This is a genomic window from Microcoleus sp. N9_A1 (assembly GCF_036701795.1).
Lineage (GTDB): Bacteria > Cyanobacteriota > Cyanobacteriia > Cyanobacteriales > Microcoleaceae > Microcoleus.
This window is the reverse complement of sequence record NZ_JAUBRI010000029.1, coordinates 1-19,211: the sequence shown is the minus strand read 5'-3', so window position 1 is coordinate 19,211 and position 19,211 is coordinate 1. Positions and strand designations below refer to the sequence as shown.

Below are 19,211 nucleotides of genomic sequence, written 5' to 3'. Positions count from 1 at the left end.
AATAGCCATGAACAACTCCCACCCAAACCACAACAAAAACACAAAATCTCAACTTTTTAACTGTCAAATTATCAAAACAATTGATGAAGGAACTCGCACCTTGGTTTATCAAGCCATCCGTACCGATGACCAACTACCTGTTGTTATTAAACTACTGAAAAACGAGTATCCCACCTTTAGCGAACTGGTGCAGTTTCGCAATCAATACACTATTGCTAAAAACCTTAACTCACCCCTAATTATCCAAACCTACAGTCTAGAACCCTATCGAAATGGCTATGCCTTGGTGATGGAAGATTTTGGGGGGATTTCCCTTCAGGAATGGGCACTTAAAGAGAAAAATGCACTATCTTTGAGGGAGTTTTTAGTTCTAGCGATCGCTCTGTGCGATGCCTTAGATGTATTATATCGCGAGCGCATCATTCACAAAGACATCAAACCCAGTAATATTCTCATTAATCCCGAAACCAAACAAGTTAAATTAATTGACTTTAGTATCGCTTCTCTACTGCCACGAGAAACCCAAGCTTTGCTCAATCCCAATGTATTAGAAGGAACGCTGGCTTACATTTCCCCAGAACAAACAGGCAGAATGAATCGGGGGATTGATTATCGGACTGATTTTTATTCTTTAGGGGTGACTTTCTACGAATTGCTGGCAGGAAAATTGCCATTTCAATCAAATGATCCAATGGAGTTAGTGCATTGCCATATCGCCAAAGCAGTACCATTAGTACATGAAATCAAGCCACAAATTCCATTTGTACTTTCAGAGATTGTCAGCAAATTGATGGCGAAAAATGTGGAAGAGCGCTATCAGAGTGCGTTAGGACTGAAATCCGATCTAGAAAAATGTTTACGTCAACTCCAAGAATCTGGGAACATTGAAAGCTTTAAAATAGCTCAAAAGGATCTGTGCGATCGCTTCATCATCCCCGACAAACTTTATGGACGAGAAACTGAAATAGAAACCCTACTCCAAGCTTTTGAAAGAGTCAGTTTAGGGAAAACAGAAATGATGCTAGTCGCTGGATTTTCCGGCATTGGAAAAACAGCCGTTGTCAACGAAGTTCACAAACCCATTGTACGACAACGGGGTTATTTCATCAAAGGAAAATTCGACCAATTTCAACGGAATATTCCCTTAAGTGCTTTCGTCCAAGCATTTCGAGATTTAATGGGGCAATTGCTCGCCGAAAGTGATTCTCAAATCCAGCAATGGAAAAATAAGATTTTAGAACCTGTGGGAGAAAACGGACAAGTAATTATCGAAGTTATACCCGAACTAGAAATAATTATCGGACAACAACCACCCGCAGTCGAATTATCGGGAACAGCAGCCCAAAATCGATTTAATTTATTATTTCAGAAATTTACCCAAGTCTTTACCAGCCCAGAACACCCCTTGGTGATGTTTTTAGATGACTTGCAATGGGCAGATTCGGCATCGCTGAAGTTAATGCAGCTATTAATGTCTGATAGCAGTCATCTTTTATTAATTGGTGCATATCGTGATAACGAAGTCAATCCAGCACATCCATTGATGTTGACTTTGAGTGAGATTCAAAAAAACCAAGCAACGATTAATACAATTACTTTAGCACCCCTGAATCAAATAACGGTAAATCAGTTAGTTGCTGAGACGCTAAAATGTTCGTTAAGTTTGGCATCCCCTCTATCTAAATTGGTAGCTCAGAGAACTCAAGGAAATCCGTTTTTTGCCACCCAATTTCTCAAAGCATTACATCAAGAAAAACTGATTCAATTTGATGTGAAATTAGGCTGTTGGCATTGTGACCTTGCAGAAGTGACAATTCAATCGGTTACAGATGATGTTGTGGCTTTTATGAGTTTGCAACTACGAAAACTCCCGCCATCAACTCAAGAATTATTGCAGTTAGCTGCTTGTATTGGCAACTCTTTTGATTTAAATACTTTGGCAATTGTTTCGGAACAATCGGAGGTAGAGACGGCGGCTGCATTGTGGAAAGCCTTGCAAGAAGGATTGATTTTACCGATCGGCGATGTTTATAAGTTTTATGTTGGGGAAGAAAATCTAGCAGTTACTCAAGAAAATCAACAGACTGTTAACTACAAATTTTTACACGATCGCGTCCAACAAGCCGCTTATTCTTTGATTCCCGATGACCAAAAACAAGCAACTCATCTCAAAATCGGACAACTACTGCTGCAACAGATTTCCGCACAAGCAAGAGAAGACCGGATTTTTGAAATCGTCAATCAATTAAATCACGGAACTTCTTTAATTACCAAACAAACAGAACGAGAAGAATTAGCAAAACTCAATCTGATTGCCTGTCGCAAAGCAAAAAGTGCCACCGCCTATCAAGCGGCGAGTGAATATGCCACAGTGGGATTATCCCTGTTAGTAGAAAATACTTGGCAACAGCAGTATGAAATGAGTCTCGCCTTCTATGAATTAGCGGCGGAAGTCGCCATGCTATGCGGTGACTTTGAGGCGATGGAAAAGTTCATTGATATTGTGATTCAACAGGCACGCTCCTTACCGGAAAAGGTCAATGTTTACTGTATTAGAATTCAATTTCATATTTCCCAAAGTAAATTAACCTCAGCGATCGCGATTGGCCAACAAGTCTTACAACAGCTTGGCGTTACCTTTCCTGAAACACCCGCACCATCAGATCTTCAACAGGAAATCCAAGAGATTGAGGAACTCATTGGAGATAGGGAAATTGCCGATTTGGTTAACTTGCCTGAGATGAGGGATGCAGAAAAACTCGCTACTCTTAAGATTGTCAATATCATAATCCCAGCAGCTTACCTCTCTGGCTCTGCGCTGTACCAATTGCTGAATAGTTTGTCCGTTAAACTCTCAATTCAGTACGGTAACACATCCACTTCTGCTTTAGGCTATGCGACCTATGGCAGTATTCTCTGCAATTTCTTACAAGCCGTAGATACAGGATCGCAATTTGGTTCCCTGGGACTCCAGATCATTTCAAAACTCGATGCCAAAGCAAGTAAAACAGATGTTTTGATGATCTTGGGGATATTTGTTGTACACCGCAAATCTCACATTAAAGAAACACTACCCCTGTTGCAAGAAGGTTACACCGCTGCCCTAGAATTTGGAAACCTGGTAATGGCTGGATATAATGGGCACACTTTTTGTCTCAATTCTTTTTGGTGTAATCAATCCCTGGCTACCTTAGAGCAGGATATTAGCGCCTACTGCCATAGTTTGATGCAATTAAATCAATTGACAACCGCAAATTATAGCCGGATCTATTGGCAACCAGTTTTAAATCTGCTAGGTTTTGCAGAACATCCCACTTTTTTATCTGGAAAAGCCCTTGAAGAAACAGAATTTCTCCAGCAGCTACAGTCTGCAAATGATGGATATGGATTGTATATTTTCCATTTGTATAAACTGCTGCTTTGTTTCTTATTTGGAGAAATTGAGCCAGCGAAAAATCATGCTGTTGAAGTCAGGCGCTATTTTATGGCTGGTGCGGGATTAGTCACCGAACCAGTATTTTATCTTTATGATTCTCTGCTGACTTTGGCACAATTGAATCCACAATTAGATGAAACATCAGCAGAATTGCAGAGTGTAATAGAAAACCAAACTCAGTTGCAACACTGGGCGCACCATGCCCCGATGAATTATCAGCATAAATTTGATTTGGTAGAAGCCGAAAAATGTCGAGTGTTAGGGCGAAAAGCCGAAGCCATTGAGTTATACGATCGAGCGATCGCAACAGCCAAAACCAACAAATACATCCAAGAAGAAGCACTTGCTAACGAACTCGCCGCTAGATTCTACCTTGAATGGAGCAAAGCAAAAGTAGCAGCCGGATATATGCAGGACGCCTACTATTGCTACGCTCGTTGGGGTGCAATAGCCAAAGCCGCCGACCTGGAAAAACGCTATCCCCAATTACTTGCCCCCATATTAAAACAAACCCGTTCTCCCCTGTCAACTGACGCAACCATCTTCGCATTAGCAACTGTCACATCCACGAGTTCGGCTACTTCTAGCAGCAGTGTCTCAGATACCCTAGATTTAAAAGCGATTCTTAAAGCTTCCCAAACTATTTCCAGTGAAATCGAACTCGAAAAACTACTTTCATCGTTGCTTTCCATTGTCATTGAAAATGCGGGGGCTGACAAATGCGTGTTAATGCTGTTGCGAGACGATCGCCTGCTCATTAAAGGCTCAATAAGCGTGGGGACGGAGCCAGTTGTGTTTCAGCGCCTTCCCATTGAAGAGAGTCAAGATATTCCCTTAAAGCTGATTTACAAAGTTAATCACAACCAGCAGACTGCCGTAATAGTTGATGCGAGTGCCGATCTGACTTTAGCCAATGACCATTATATCATGCGCCAGCAGCCGAAGAGTATTTTGTGCAGCCCGATTTTGCATCAAGGCAAGTTGATGGGCATTTTATATCTAGAAAATAATTTAGCAAAGGGTGCTTTCACGCGCGATCGCGTCGAACTGCTAAATTTACTTTGCGCTCAAGCTGCTATTTCCCTAGAAAATGCGCGACTCTATGAAAATTCTCAAAAATATGCACAACAGTTAACACAATCTCTAACAAAATTGCAGGCTAGTGAAATCCGTTTCCAAAATTTAGCAAATAATATTCCTGGTACGGTGTACCAATTACGTCTGGGGGCTGACGGTTCAATTTCAACACCTTATGTCAGCTCTGGCTGTTTCGACTTATATGAGTTAGCACCAGAGTTAGTGATGGCAGGTGTACATAGCCTTAACGCTATGCATCATCCTGATGATGACCTAACTATTACACAAGCAATGATCTACTCTGCCCAAAATCTAACACCATTTGAGCAACAATGGCGTATTATTGTGCCTTCAGGAATCGTAAAATGGGTTTTCTCTGCTGCTAGGCCAGCGCGCCAAGCAGATGGTGCAATCTTATGGGATGGAGTGGTAATTGATATTAGCGATCGCAAGCGAGCAGAACTTGCTGTGCAGCAAAAGACGCAAGATTTAGCACAAGCATTAACCGAGTTACAAAACGCTCAATTACAAATAGTCCAAAGTGAAAAAATGTCGGCACTGGGTAATCTTGTGGCTGGGGTAGCTCACGAAATGAATAATCCTTTGGGTTTTATTTCTGCTAGTCTCCACCAAGCCAAACCAACCTTTAATGACATTGTTGAACACTTAGAACTATATCAAAAAACGCTAACAGAGCCAACTGAGAAAATTATCGCTCATGCCGAAGAAATTGACTTGAATTATAGCTTGGAAGACTTACCAAAAGTCATTGATGCCATGTCTATCGCGTGCGACAGGTTAAGTAAGATCAGCACTTCACTCCGAACATTTTCCCGTGCAGATCGCGATCATAAAGTTCTTTTCAACATTCACGAAGGCATTGATAGCACGATTTTGATTCTCAAACATCGTCTGAAAGCCAATGATCAACGTCCCGCTATTGAAGTGATTACCCACTATGGCAATTTACCTCAAATCGAGTGTTTCCCCGGACAACTAAATCAGGTGTTTATGAATATTTTGGCTAATGCCATTGACGCATTGGATGAGTCGAATGTTGGACGAAACTTTCAGTCAATTAAAGCCAATCTCAACCGAATTACTGTTACCACTTCAACGGCAGATAATCTAGTAAAAATTACCATTTCTGATAATGGTAAGGGAATGAATGAAGAGCTTAAACAAAAAATATTTGACCATTTATTTACTACAAAAGCTGTGGGTAAGGGTACAGGGTTGGGGTTGGCGATCGCCCGCCAGATTGTCGAAGAAACCCACGGCGGTAAGTTGAGTTGCTACTCTGCGGTTGGTGAGGGGACAGAATTTGCGATCGAAATGTCCATCAAATAGTCTTTATTATCACCTGTACTGGATCTGTATCAAACCATGAATTTTCTATAAACCAACGCTTATGCGCTTGCATCAAACCACTCAAGTATCTTGCCATGTTGCTAACAGCCTTATGGCTCAGCATCGCAGTTCCAGGCTGTAGCTTCTTTCAATCCCATTCCCCAACGGTTTCATCGCCAGGGCAAACACCAACAACTTCTATCGCTACAACCTCCCCCGCTCAACGCTTCGATGGTGTAACGATTAATGTCATCACCCATGATGGAGTGCAAAAAACAGCGACTATGCGACACATTGCTGGGTTTGAAGCATTGACTGGAGCGAAAGTTAAGCTGACGGGTGTTCCGTTTAAAGATTTATACAACATATTGCAACAGAACTGGTCTGGTACTGCTTCAAAATACGATATGGCAGTTGTTTTGCCTCAGTGGCAAATCGACTTTGCTGATGCTGGCTATTTGGAAGATTTAACGGAACGAAGGAAGTCTGACGCTGCTTTACAGTGGGACGATATTGCTCCCCTATTTCGGAATTTCAGCGCAAATTATAAGGGACGCACCTACACGATTCCGTTGGATGGTGACTTTCATATGGTTTATTACCGCACGGATTTAGTGAAGCAAGCGGGGTTAACGCCTCCAGCAATGTGGGATGACTATCTAGCAGTAGCCAAACGGTTTCACGGCAAAGACCTGAATGGCGATGGCGAACTAGACTAGGGCTCTTGTATTGAAAAGGTTCCCAAGGAATATAGTGCATCGATATTGGGTTCATTTGTCACTCCCTTTTTACAATCTCAGGGAACGGCACAAGGGGTATTTTTTGACCCAGATACGATGAAACCCTTAGTCAACAATCCCGGATTTGCTAGAGCACTAGAAATCTATAAACAAACAATGAACTATGGAGTTCCCCAGGATCAAAATCTGAGTCAAGCCAAAGCAAGAGCATTATTTCTGGGTGGGAGGTGTGCGATGACTCTTGACTGGGGAGATGTTGGTACGCTGGCGATCGATCCTGCCAAGTCTAAAGTGATTAATAAAATAGGAGCCTTTATCACTCCGGGTACGACTCAAATTCTCGATCGCAAAACTAACAAACTCGTCGCCTGCAATAAGTTTATCTGTCCTTACGCCATTGATGGAGTCAATCACGCGCCCTATGCAGCCTATGGGGAATGGGTTGGTGTCGTGGCGTCAAAAGCAGCGCCAAAGGTGAAGGATGTCGCCTATGCGTTTCTCTCCTATATGAGTCAACCCGCTCAATCGAATGTAGATGTGACGATCGGCGAAACCGGCTTCAACCCCTACCGGGTTTCGCAATTTAAAAACGTAGACCCCTGGATTAAATCAGGGATGTCAACCGATGCTGCCAACAACTATTTAGGTGCGATCGGCGTGAGTTTGAGCAATCCAAACATGGTATTGGATTTGACAATTCCTCACAATCAGGAATATCTGGAAGTCCTCGATACTGTGCGATCGGATTTCTTAGCAGACAAAATTACAAAAGAGCAAGCCATGCAGCAGATCGAACAAAGATGGCAGCAGATTACCAACAAAGTAGGCCGCGACTCTCAACGGGCAGCCTATCGTTCTAGTTTAGGTCTGCAATCTTGAGAATAAGTGCTGCTTTGCAAAACGTAAACCTCACATTGACACACTCTTACTACCCATGATTTTTTCTTGGCAGCAACGCTTACACTCTTGGAGGAAACCATTCCAGTATCTGGCTGTAATGTTAACAGCCTTATGGCTCAGCATCGCAGTGCCCGGATGTAGCTTCTTTCAATCCAATCCCCCAACGCTTTCATCCCCAGGGCTAACCCCAACTACTTCTATCGCTACCACCTTGCCTCCTCAGCGATTTGATGGAGTGACAATTAATGTTGTTACCAATCCTGGAGGACTTAATCTAGCGGATGGGAGAAATATTGCTGGGTTTGAGGCATTGACTGGAGCTAAGATCGATCTAAAGGAGGTTCCTTTTATAAATTATCGCAACTTGTTACATAAGAACTGGTCTGGCAATGCTTCAGAGTACGATCTAGCTATTATTTTGCCTCAGTGGCAAATCGATTTTGCTGATGCTGGCTATATAGAAGATTTAACCGATCGCCGAAAATCCGATCCTGCTTTAGAGTGGGATGATATTGCACCCCTATTCCGAGATTTCAGCGCCAACTACAAGGGACGCACCTACACAATTCCCTTAGATGGTGATTTTCATATGGTTTATTACCGCACGGATTTGTTGAAGCAAGCAGGGTTAAAGCCTCCCGAAACTTGGGATGACTATCTAGCAGTAGCTAAACAGTTTCATGGCAAAGACCTTAATGGCGATGGGGAACCAGACTACGGCTCTTGTATCCCCAAGGTTGCCAACGAAATCAGTACAACATTCTTGGGTTCATTTTTTGCTCCCTTTCTACAATCTCAGGGAACAGCCCAAGGAATATTTTTTGATCCAGAGACAATGAAACCTCTAGTAAATAATCCAGGATTTGCTAAGGCGCTAGAGATATATAAACAAACCATGAAATATGGAGTTCCCGATGATCAAAATCTGAATCTAGCTACAGCGAGAAAAATATTTCTGAGTGGGCGGTGTGCCATGACCCTTGATTGGGGTGATATTGGCCCCTTCGCTATTGATAAGGCGGTGTCTAAGGTGACAGATAAAGTGGGGGCTTCAATTACACCGGGGACGACTCAAGTGCTCGATCGCAAAACTAACAAACTGGTCGCCTGCGATAAGTTTACCTGTCCTTACGCCATTGGCGGAGTTAATCACGCACCCTACGCTGCCAACGGGGGCTGGGTGGGTGTAGTGGCGGCAAAATCACCACCAAAAGTAAAGGATGCTGCCTACGCATTTCTCTCTTACATGAGTCAGCCTGCCCAGGCTAATATTAACGTTACTCATGGTAACACGGGCTTAAATCCCTATCGGATCTCCCAATTTAAAAATTCCGATCCCTGGATTAAATCAGGGATGTCCTTTACTGCTGCCAATAACTACTTAGGGGCGATCGGTGTGAGTTTGAGTAGTCCCAACATGGTTTTGGATCTCAAAATTCCTAAAACTCAGGAATATATAAATTTCCTTGATACTGTGCGAGCGGATTTCTTAGCAGACAAAATTACAAAACAGGAAGCAATGCAGCGAATTGAACAGGGATGGGAGGAGATTACCAACGCAGTCGGGCGAGACTCCCAAAAAACAGTTTATCGGTCTAGCCTGGGTCTACAATCTTGAGGATAAAAAGTATGCGTCAACAGAGTCTTAGCCGAAAAATTGTTTTAGCGTATTCGCTCCTCATCACATTGGCCGCTGGATTGCTGACATCGGGATTGTACTGGCAGTTACGCACAGTTCAGCGTCAGGAGATGCGCGATCGCTTGTTGGAATTACTGCGTTTGGCAACCCCACAAATTGACAGTGACTATCTTGCCCTCACTGTCAGCGCAGACAACATGAAGGAGCCTTTCTACAAAATCAACCAGGAACGGCTGCAAAATATTCAAACTGCCAGTCCATCTATTAATCACATTTACACCCTGCGGCAACAATCTAACGGTCAAGTTGTTTTTGTCTTGGATTTAGCTCAAAAAAATCGTCCTCTTGCAGTAGTTGGGGAGCCTTTAGAGCACTCTACGTCTGTGCTGCAAGCTGGCATTGCTAATCTGCAACAGCCAACTGTCGAGCGGGATATTCAGAAAAACTCTGAGGGGCTGCCGGTTTTATATGGATATTCACCCATTAAAAATCAGTTTGGGCGAACCAATGGCCTGTTAGTGATTGAGCTCAATGCCAGTGCGATTATTCAAAGTGAGCTGCAAGTGGGAGCGATCGCCATCACGATTTTTGGTGTTGTCCTGTTGCTGACATTGATTGCGATCAGGCGGTTAGCTCAATCGTTAGTAGTCCGCCCAATCCTACAGTTAAATCAGGCATCTAAACAACTTGCTAACGGAGAGTGGAGTCAGACATTACCTACCGATCGCAGCGATGAACTGGGCGAGTTGGCAACATCATTCAACCACATGGCAGGACAACTCAAAGAATCCTTTGAAACCCTGGAACAACGAGTTCAAGAACGCACGACTGAACTCGAAGCAGCTATGCAACTCGCTGATAGCGCCAACCAAGCCAAAAGCGACTTTCTAGCAAGTATGAGCCACGAACTGAGAACCCCGCTCAACGGCATCCTGGGCTATGCTCAAATTCTTCAGGGGAACGAACCGCTGACGGAACGGGGCAAGAAAGGCGTAGATGTCATCTACCAGTGTGGCAATCATTTACTTAACCTGATCAACGATATTCTTGACCTGGCAAAAATCGAAGCCCGTAAATTGGAATTAAGCTCTAGCGAGGTACATTTGCCAGCCTTTCTCGAAGGCATTGCGGAGATTGTGCGTGTCCGCGCTAACCAAAAAGGAATTCCTTTTACCTATGAGCCTGATGCTGATTTACCTACTGGGGTGACAATCGATGAAAAACGCCTCAGACAGGTGTTGATTAATTTGTTGGGCAATGCCATTAAGTTTACTGACAAAGGCGGGGTGACGTTTCGCACGAAAAGTCACAAAATCGAACGTGCAACCTATCAAATTCGCTTTGAGATCGAAGATACAGGGGTGGGAATATCGCCAGATGGACTCACAAAAATTTTCCAACCTTTTGAACAAGTAGGTGAGGTCAAAAAACAAGCAGAAGGTACTGGTTTGGGACTCGCAATCAGTCAGCAAATTGTTACTCTGATGGGTAGTACGCTCAATGTGAAAAGCCAGTTGGGACAGGGTAGCACTTTTTGGTTTGAGGTGGAACTCCCCGAAGCTAAGGATTGGGCAACAACTTTGCGAACAACCCACGAAGGTAAGATTGTGGGATTTGGGGGCGGCAAGCGCTTGGTGCTGGTGGTGGACGATCGCTGGGAGAATCGATCGGTTGTAGTCAGTTTACTGGAACCGTTGGGATTTGAGATGATGGAAGCCAGTAATGGTCGAGAAGGGTTAGAGAAGGCAAAGGAGCATCATCCTGACCTGATTATTACCGATCTGATGATGCCAGAGATGGATGGCTATCAGATGCTGCGGCAGATTCGCTCCTGTTCCCAACTGCAAGATGTTGCGGCGATCGCCTCGTCTGCTAGTGTGTTTGAGAGCAATCAGAACGAGAGCATTCAGGCTGGTGCAAATGTCTTTTTGCCAAAACCGATTGAAGCGTTAAAGTTGCTAGAGCTAGTACAGAAGTATCTTAACCTAGAATGGCTCTACGACAATGAGTCGATCGCCAGCGAGGACGCAACAGCCGACTCCTTAGAACCATCTTCATCAACCCCAGAGATCGTGCCACCAACCAATGAGGTGTTGTCTCAGTTGCACAAATTAGCCTTGCAGGGACGCTTAATGGCGATCGAACAACAGCTTAAAATATTAGAGGTCGATCGACAGTACAAACCGTTTGTACAGGAAGTTCGTTACTATGCAGAAAATTTCCAAATTGAAAAGATTCCACCTTTTCTCGAACGCTATCTGCCAGCAGAATAATTCCGTAATTCTATTATAGCGGCTCTCACCCTCCATCAGATACGCCCCACTTTTTGAATGTCAAGCTTTTATTTAAAGCTTTCGTATCTACCTCCAGAAACCTGAGATTCGGCTCTATCCAACTATCTGCGAGATGTTTACCATGATTGAATTTAATAAAATGTTAACAAATCCTACCCTACCGTTATTTGATACTAGCATTATTCTGATCGTTGATGATATGCCAAGTAATTTGAAGGTGCTTTCAGACACGCTAGCAGATGCCAGCTTTGAAGTGGCAATCGCGACCAGTGGTGAAGGTGCGCTTCAACAATTGCAACATACTCCAGTGTCGTTGATTTTGCTCGATGTGATGATGCCAGGAATTGATGGTTTTGAAACCTGTGAGCGTCTCAAAGCAAATCCGGCAACTGCGAATATTCCTGTGATCTTCATGACGGCTTTGTCCGATCCTGTGAATAAAGTTAAAGGTTTTGAATTAGGGGCGGTTGACTACATTACTAAGCCATTTCAACAGAGTGAAGTGTTAGCACGGGTGCGATCGCATCTCAAGCTCAGTCAATTGAGTCAAGCTCTGGAAGCCAGAAATGCAGAACTGCAAGAACTCACAGAGGAACTGGAGCAACGAGTTGCTGAACGAACTCAGGAATTGTTTGCATCAATTGACACCCTCCAACAAACCCAAAACTTACTGCGTTTGGTATTTGATACTGTCCCGCAATGGGTGGCGTGGAAGGATATCAATTCAGTATATTTGGGTTGTAATCATAGTTTTGCTAAAGCTGCGGGCTTAAGTTCACCTGATGAACTTATTGGTAAAAATGACTACGATTTTCCGTGGAGTCAGGAAGAAGCAGACTCGTATCGAAACTGCGATCGGCGCATTATGGATTCTGGTCAAGCAGAACTCCATATTATTGAGCCATCGCGAGGAATAGATGGTCAACAAATCTGGTTAGATACCAATAAGATACCTCTGCGCGATGCCAACGATCGTGTGTTCGGCATTTTATTAATAACAGAAGATATTACGGAACGTCAGCAGGCCCAAGAGCTACTAAAACAGCAAAAACAAAATCTGGAACAAGCCCTTGAAAAACTCCAGCGCACTCAGATGCAGCTTGTGCAAAGTGAAAAAATGTCGGCGCTAGGCAATCTCGTTGCAGGCGTGGCACACGAAATCAATAATCCTGTCGGCTTTATCAGTGGCAATATTAAACCGGCTGTGGATTACATTCAAGATGTATTCGGTTTGCTTGAGTTGTATCAGCAAGAATATCCCAATGTCAGTGACGTGATTCAAGATGAAATTGAGGCGATCGACCTAGATTATATCCGTGACGATTTACCGAAGCTAATTGACTCGATGAAGTTGGGCGTTCAACGTATTTGTGATATTAGCACGAGTTTGCGAACGTTTTCTAGAGCCGATCAAGACTACAAAGTTCCCTTTAATGTTCATGAAGGGATTGAGAGCACCATCTTAATTCTTAAACACCGGCTGAAAGCTAACGAACACCGTCCGGCGATCGACGTTGTCACAGATTACGGGAATCTCCCTCAAATAGAATGCTTTCCCGGTCAACTTAACCAAGTATTTATGAATTTGCTCGCAAATGCGATCGATGCTCTAGAAGAGTCAAGTCAAGGACGCAGTTTTGTGGCAATCGCAGCTAATCCCAATTGTATCAAGGTGAGGATTGGTCGATCGGGCGATCGGCATATCAAAATTACAATTGCTGATAACGGGGCGGGGATGACAGAAGCTGTGAAACAACGGATTTTTGACCATTTGTTCACAACGAAGGCCGTAGGAAAAGGTACTGGGTTAGGATTGGCGATCGCCCGCCAGATTGTAGTCGAAAAACATGGCGGCACAATTGATGTGAATTCCCATGAGGGAGAGGGGAGTGAATTTGTGATAGTTTTACCTGTTAGCGAACAAAAATTGCAGCCCTTCGTCATTTAATAAAATAGGTTCGTAGCGCGGACTTTAGTCAGCTCATCAATTTCAGCGGACGCGAGGACGCACTACGAACCTATTTGTCGATCGCACATCAAGACACTCGCACCAATCTCCCCCGCTGCTTCGCGACTATTGCCAAAATCTCAACTATGCTAACGTAGGCAAGCAGTAATGCCCTGCTACCAAGGCTATTAACCTAATTTAAAGAATTCTTTTATTGAGGAGCGGTGTATTCCCTATGGCAAACCTGATTGGCACAGACAGCAACGACTTTATTTTAGGAACTCCGCAGGGCGATCGAATTCGCGCTTTAGATGGCGATGACACGCTCCTGGGCGCCAGTGGAGATGACACCCTAGAGGGGGACGCGGGCAACGACCAACTGCTCGGAGGCGACGGAGGAGATTCGCTGTTTGGGGGCGAAGGAAATGACGAACTCATTGGCAACCAAGGCCGCGATTTTGCTTTAGGCGGAAACGGCGACGACTCAATTCTCGGCGGTTTGGGCAACGACATCATCGAAGGCAACGACGGGTTAGACACCTTATTCGGAGATGCCGGCGACGATGTGATTCGCGGCAACGCGAACTTTGATGTGATTGCCGGCGGTACTGGCAATGACAGCCTGGTGGGGGGTGACGGAGACGATTCGGTGTTCGGGAATGCTGATGAAGATTTTCTCTACGGGGATGTCGGGAATGATTCTCTCAACGGCGGTAGTGGCGGAGATCAACTGTTTGGCGGTGACGGCAACGACTATCTCCTCGGTGCCGACGGTGACGACACTTTGTATGGCAATGACGGCACTGATTCGCTCTTCGGTGACTCCGGCAACGACCAAATATTCGGGGGCAAGGCTGACGATACGGTTTTTGGCGGCATCGGTTCCGATACGCTTCGCGGCGATTTAGGCGATGACTCGGTACTGGGAGATGAAGGCAATGACTTCCTCTTTGGTGGCAAAGGTAATGATGTTTTAGACGGCGGTTTTGCCGATGATTCCTTGGCCGGTAATCTCGGTGACGATACAATTCTGGGCAGTTTCGGTAATGACAATTTATTTGGGGCAGAGGGTAATGATTCTCTGATCGGAGGTGAGGGTTCGGATACTCTGACTGGCGGTAGTGGCAGCGATGTTTTTGGATTGGGAGCCGGGCCTGGCAGTTTGGTTTTAATTACTGATTACAATGACGCAGAGGATTTCTTTGGACTGCCGAGCAATTTATCTTTCGGTCAACTGGTAGTTAGCCAAGGCAACGGTTCAAATCTCAGGGATACAGTAATTACGCTCGACGGCAAGCTTTTAGCAATTTTGACAGACACTCCGGCGGCGCTGATCGATGTCAACGATTTTATCGCTGTGACTGGGACGGTTACTCCCAGGCCAACCACAACTACAACTACAACTACAACTACAGTTACAACCACAATTACAGATCCAACTCTAACTCCAACTCCAACTCCGACTGAGACTCCAACTCCGACTCCAACTCCGACTCCAACTCCCACCGAAGCAGCGACGCCGACTCTCACGGAACCAGCGGCGCCGACTCCGACTCTAACTCCAACTCCGACTCCGACTCCAACTCCGACTCCAACTCCGACTCCGACTCCAACTCCGACTCCGACAGCAGCACCAACTCCGACTCCGACAGCAGCACCAACTCCGACTCCGACAGCAGCACCGACTCCGACGCCGACTCCGAGGATTCCGATTCCGCCGACAGTTAGCGTGCCTGATTCGCCTCTGCTATCAATTAGTTCGATCCCCCCGGCGCCGACTCCCGGACTATTGCCAATGCCGGGCCAGACGCCGATATTCCCGACGGTGGTGCCGAAGCCGCTACCTTTTCCTACACCTGTTCCTACACCTTTCGGGTTCTAGGTGCGATCGCGCAGCTCGGTGATGAGTGATGAGTTAATGTAAAACTCACTAAACTCATCACTCATCACTATTTAACGTCCTGGGGAGTTTCTGCCGAGTCTTGTGGCGACTCGGCTGGAGAATCTTCTAGGGGAGATAATTGTTGGGTGTACCCCAAGAGCGATCGAAGTTTCATGCGGTGGATGTAAGGCCAGCCGCCATTGGCTTCAATATTCCTGAGCAGTTTGTAAAGTGCTTGGCGGTTGTCGGGAAAAGACGCTTGAAACAAACCGTCCCGAATTTCCCGGTGCGAAGCTTCCAGCCTCCGCAGCAGGGCCAAAAGCAGCAGACTGTCTCCCTGACAACTTTCGGCTAAAGTCCGAATCGCCTCTGTCAGCGATTGCATTTGAGACTGCAACTTTTCTGACTCTAAATCTTTGCCGTTGTCCATACTGCTGCTTCCTTTGAAATCTACAAGGCCTTGGTCCCCAGCCTTTTGGTCAACTGACTAATCGAGCTAGTCGCGATCGCCATTCGGGGTCATAAGCAAAGTAACTTAAGTAGGTTGACTTAAGCAATATTAATTTGCAGTCCAAGTCAGGAAAAGAGCACAACCCGTCGTACCATGTGTATTGGGCTGCGATCCGAACTTTTGAGAAATCATAAGTTCATGCTTATTTTCACGGCGCACTAGCTTGATTTTTTGAGTCAATGCCGGTGTCGGTGAAGCGAGCGAGCTGGATCTAAATGCTGCCCTAAGCGCTGGCCTAGCCTGCCGGCGGGCAATTATATTTTGCTCGAAGTAGGGCTTTTTCTTAATATAATCCGATGTTGGATATTGAGGTTTGCAATGAAATATCGTGCTTTAATTGTTGCACTTTTAGCATTTTGCATGAGTGCGCTGGTTGCTTGTTCTTCTGCTTCTGACACGACGGTGGCGACTACCGAGTTGCTCACCTACGACGAGATTAGAGGTACTGGCCTGGCTAATAACTGCCCTAGCTTGGCAGAAACTTCTCGGGGATCGATCCCCATCGAAGCGGGCGGCACTTATAAACTGACTGGTTTGTGTTTGCAGCCCACCACTTATTTTGTCAAGGAAGAACCAGCAAACAAACGCCAAGAGGCGGAATTTGTGCCTGGTAAATTGCTGACACGGTTCACATCGAGCATTGACCAAGTTCAAGGTACGCTCAAGGTCGGTACTGACGGAACTCTGACTTTCAAAGAAGAGGACGGCTTGGACTTTCAAGCTATTACGATTCAATTACCGGGCGGAGAGCAAGTACCTTTCTTGTTTACCATTAAAGAACTGGTAGCTAGTTCCGAACCCGGAGTAGTTGCTATCAATACTTCCACCGATTTGAGAGGGGAGTTTAACGTTCCTTCTTACCGCAGCGCAGGCTTTTTAGACCCTAAAGGTCGCGGGGTAGCGACTGGCTATGACAATGCTGTAGCGCTTCCGGCTACTGACAATTCCAAACTGAAACGGTCTAATGTGAAGCTGGCTGACACCCGCACTAAGGCGGGCAAAATTTCTCTCCAAGTTGCTAAAGTCAACAGCGCCACTGGCGAAGTTGGCGGGATTTTTGAGAGTACGCAGCCTTCTGATACTGATTTGGGAGCTAGACCCGCTCTGGATGTGAAAATTCGGGGTTTGTTTTACGCTCGCATTGAGCCTTCTGTATCGTAAAATTGGCTTTCTGGATTGATCGAACTTGAGCAGTTTCTGGCCGTAAAGCTCCTGCTCGCCCTTCATTAGCCAACAGTCTTGAGCAATATAACTTAGGACTGTTGACTAATGACTAAATTTATGATTAAATTGGGGTCATTCGCAAGTTATGAAGTTGGGATTTTTTATTAATTAAAGTTTTGTATTCACAGCGCTTTCAGCTTATAATATAATTTTAAAAAATCCTGCTTAAATTGGGGATTGTGCCGAAGGCCTTCTACCTGGTAAAAGTCTGCCTTATGCCGAAAACCTTTGGATAATCCCGCTAAATCCGTTCACGTTCCGAAAACTCAACTGGTGTGTCCGGTATCACACCCATTAAGTGCTAGGATTACAATACCTAAAAGTGATTTTTTTTAGACTAGATGGGAAACTAGATCTAAAGCAACCTCAGTCCTCTGCTCTACCAACCCTTATGTCACCATGTCTACCACAGTGCCGAACGAGCTAAAAAGCGAAAATTTGCAATTGTTGCGCGAGTACCAACTTTCTGGATCGAATGCAATCCGCAATCAGTTAGTTAAACTGAATATTGGACTGGTCAGAAAAGAAGTTTACCACTGGATCAACCAGTGCGGCGAAAGCTACGACGATTTGCTGCAAGTCGGATGTATTGGGTTGATCAGGGCGATAGAGCGGTTTGATATCGCGAAGGGGCACGCTTTTAGTTCCTTTGCAATTCCCTACATACGGGGCGAAATTCAACACTACTTGCGGGACAAAAGCCCTTGTGTGCGATTTCCCCGCCACTGGCAGTCCCTGGAACGCAAGTCAGTAGCAGCGATCAAGGATTTGCAGGTGCAGTTAAACCGCAAACCTACGGATGCAGAAGTAGCAGCAGTCCTTGAGGTTTCTGTTGAAGAATGGCGAGAAATTAAGTTGGCCCATCTCAACCGGTCGCCTCTGAGTTTGGACGCGCCGGTGCAAGATGAAGATGAGGGGGCTACTTGTCTGGGCGAATTGATGCCCGATAGCAAGTATCGGAGTTTTCAGTTGGCGCAAGAGGATCAAATTCGCGTACAGCAAGCTTTGGCTATGTTGGAACAACGGACTCGCGAGATATTGGAGTTTGTTTTTCTCTACGATTTGACGCAGAAGGAAACGGCTGAACGCTTGGGTATCAGTGCGGTGACTGTTTCTCGGCGAGTTAAGAAGGGGCTGGATTTGCTCAAAGAGATTATGACTAAACAGCTTTAGTCAGTTGACAGTGGGCAGTTGACAGTGGGCAGTTGACAGTGGGCAGTTGACAGTTGTTAGTGGTCAGTTGTTAGTGGTCAGTTGACAGTTGACAGTTGTCAGTTGGCAGTTGTTAGTGGTCAGTGGTTATTACTCATCAAGTAGGTGGTTACAAATAAACATTACATGGGGAGGGAGAGAGGGCTGACAGGTGTAGGTTTTTTACGAGGGGGTAGTATAAAATCAATTAAACCAGGCGAAAATAAGGGTGATTCAACGAAACACGTGGCTGCGGGAAAAACCTCAATGCTGAAAAATAAGCATCTCTTGGATTGGTCATGTATTGTCTCCAAACAAATGGCTCACCTGTCAATACCTCAAGCGATTGGGTTAGCGACTTGGAGTTTTGGCGTAGTGATGACCAAATCCAGCAGTTTAACCCAAGTTTCGCAGTTGATCGCTGACATTAACGAAGAAAAGCCGAATACAGTCCGTCAGCGATTAAAAGAATGGTATCAAGAAGCCCCAGCTAAAAAAGGACTTCATCGTCGTGATTTCGATGTGAGTAGTTGTTTTGCTCCATTACTGTTGTGGGTGCTAAGTTTACTGCCAAAAAATGTTGAGGACATTGCCTTGGCATTGGATGCCACTAGCATCGGGGATAAATTTACAGTTCTGTCGATGAACATCTTATTGGGTGGGTCGGGAATTCCTATAGCTTGGTGTATTGTCAGAGCCACAGAGCCCGGAAGTTGGAAACCTCATTGGCAAAAACTGATTTCTCGGGTTCAAGGTGTGATTCCCACTAACTTTAGGGTGATCGTTGCGGCTGACCGAGGATTGTATGCTGATTGGCTTTATCAATTTATTGAAAGTGTAGGCTGGCATCCATTTCTACGTATCAACCATCAAGGAACTTATCGTCTGCCATCTCAACAGACATGGCAGCCACTGGCACATCTGGTTTGTCAAGGTGGACAATCATGGTCTGGGGAGGTGCTTTGCTTTAAAACTAACCCTCTGTCTTGTACACTGCTAGCTCGTTGGGATTTAGGCTA

Annotated in this window: 8 protein-coding genes and 2 pseudogenes; 9 read left to right on the top strand and 1 reads right to left on the bottom strand. The window is 45.2% G+C overall.

What is annotated here, in order from left to right:
- Positions 1 to 7 precede the first annotated feature (7 nt).
- The 6 genes and pseudogenes from QUA58_RS15340 to QUA58_RS15315 all read left to right on the top strand — a co-directional run bounded on the left by QUA58_RS15340 (position 8) and on the right by QUA58_RS15315 (position 15,266).
- The gene (locus QUA58_RS15340) at positions 8 to 5,863 is read left to right on the top strand and encodes an AAA family ATPase (protein ID WP_333394695.1); all 5,856 of its coding nucleotides are present in this window, start codon (positions 8 to 10) and stop codon (positions 5,861 to 5,863) included.
- 95 nt (positions 5,864 to 5,958) lie between these two features.
- A pseudogene (locus QUA58_RS15335) lies at positions 5,959 to 7,482 on the top strand (ABC transporter substrate-binding protein).
- Between the two features lie 118 nt (positions 7,483 to 7,600).
- Positions 7,601 to 9,121 (top strand): extracellular solute-binding protein, encoded by a 1,521-nt coding sequence (locus tag QUA58_RS15330; protein ID WP_333394694.1) that lies wholly within the window; start codon positions 7,601 to 7,603, stop codon positions 9,119 to 9,121.
- An 11-nt stretch (positions 9,122 to 9,132) separates the two neighbouring features.
- Positions 9,133 to 11,415 (top strand): ATP-binding protein, encoded by a 2,283-nt coding sequence (locus tag QUA58_RS15325; RefSeq protein ID WP_333394693.1) that lies wholly within the window; start codon positions 9,133 to 9,135, stop codon positions 11,413 to 11,415.
- A 142-nt stretch (positions 11,416 to 11,557) separates the two neighbouring features.
- A complete protein-coding gene (locus tag QUA58_RS15320; protein ID WP_333394691.1) occupies positions 11,558 to 13,384 on the top strand; it encodes a response regulator in 1,827 nt (608 codons plus the stop codon).
- Positions 13,385 to 13,619: 235 nt separating this feature from the next.
- Positions 13,620 to 15,266 carry a calcium-binding protein gene (locus QUA58_RS15315; protein ID WP_333394689.1) on the top strand — a complete coding sequence of 549 codons (1,647 nt, stop codon included), beginning with the start codon at positions 13,620 to 13,622 and terminating at the stop codon, positions 15,264 to 15,266.
- 67 nt (positions 15,267 to 15,333) lie between these two features.
- On the opposite strand, the gene QUA58_RS15310 is transcribed toward QUA58_RS15315, so the two are convergent.
- Positions 15,334 to 15,696, bottom strand: a complete 363-nt coding sequence (locus QUA58_RS15310; protein ID WP_333251983.1) for a hypothetical protein — start codon at positions 15,694 to 15,696, stop codon at positions 15,334 to 15,336.
- A 399-nt stretch (positions 15,697 to 16,095) separates the two neighbouring features.
- Here QUA58_RS15310 and QUA58_RS15305 point away from each other — a divergent pair, with 399 nt between their 5' ends.
- The 3 genes and pseudogenes from QUA58_RS15305 to QUA58_RS15295 form a co-directional block, all read left to right on the top strand.
- Positions 16,096 to 16,938, top strand: coding sequence for a photosystem II manganese-stabilizing polypeptide (locus QUA58_RS15305; RefSeq protein WP_333251984.1), 843 nt, complete (start codon positions 16,096 to 16,098; stop codon positions 16,936 to 16,938).
- A 462-nt stretch (positions 16,939 to 17,400) separates the two neighbouring features.
- Positions 17,401 to 18,174, top strand: coding sequence for an RNA polymerase sigma factor SigF (locus QUA58_RS15300; protein ID WP_333251985.1), 774 nt, complete (start codon positions 17,401 to 17,403; stop codon positions 18,172 to 18,174).
- Between the two features lie 285 nt (positions 18,175 to 18,459).
- A pseudogene (locus tag QUA58_RS15295) lies at positions 18,460 to 19,211 on the top strand (hypothetical protein); the annotation flags it as partial.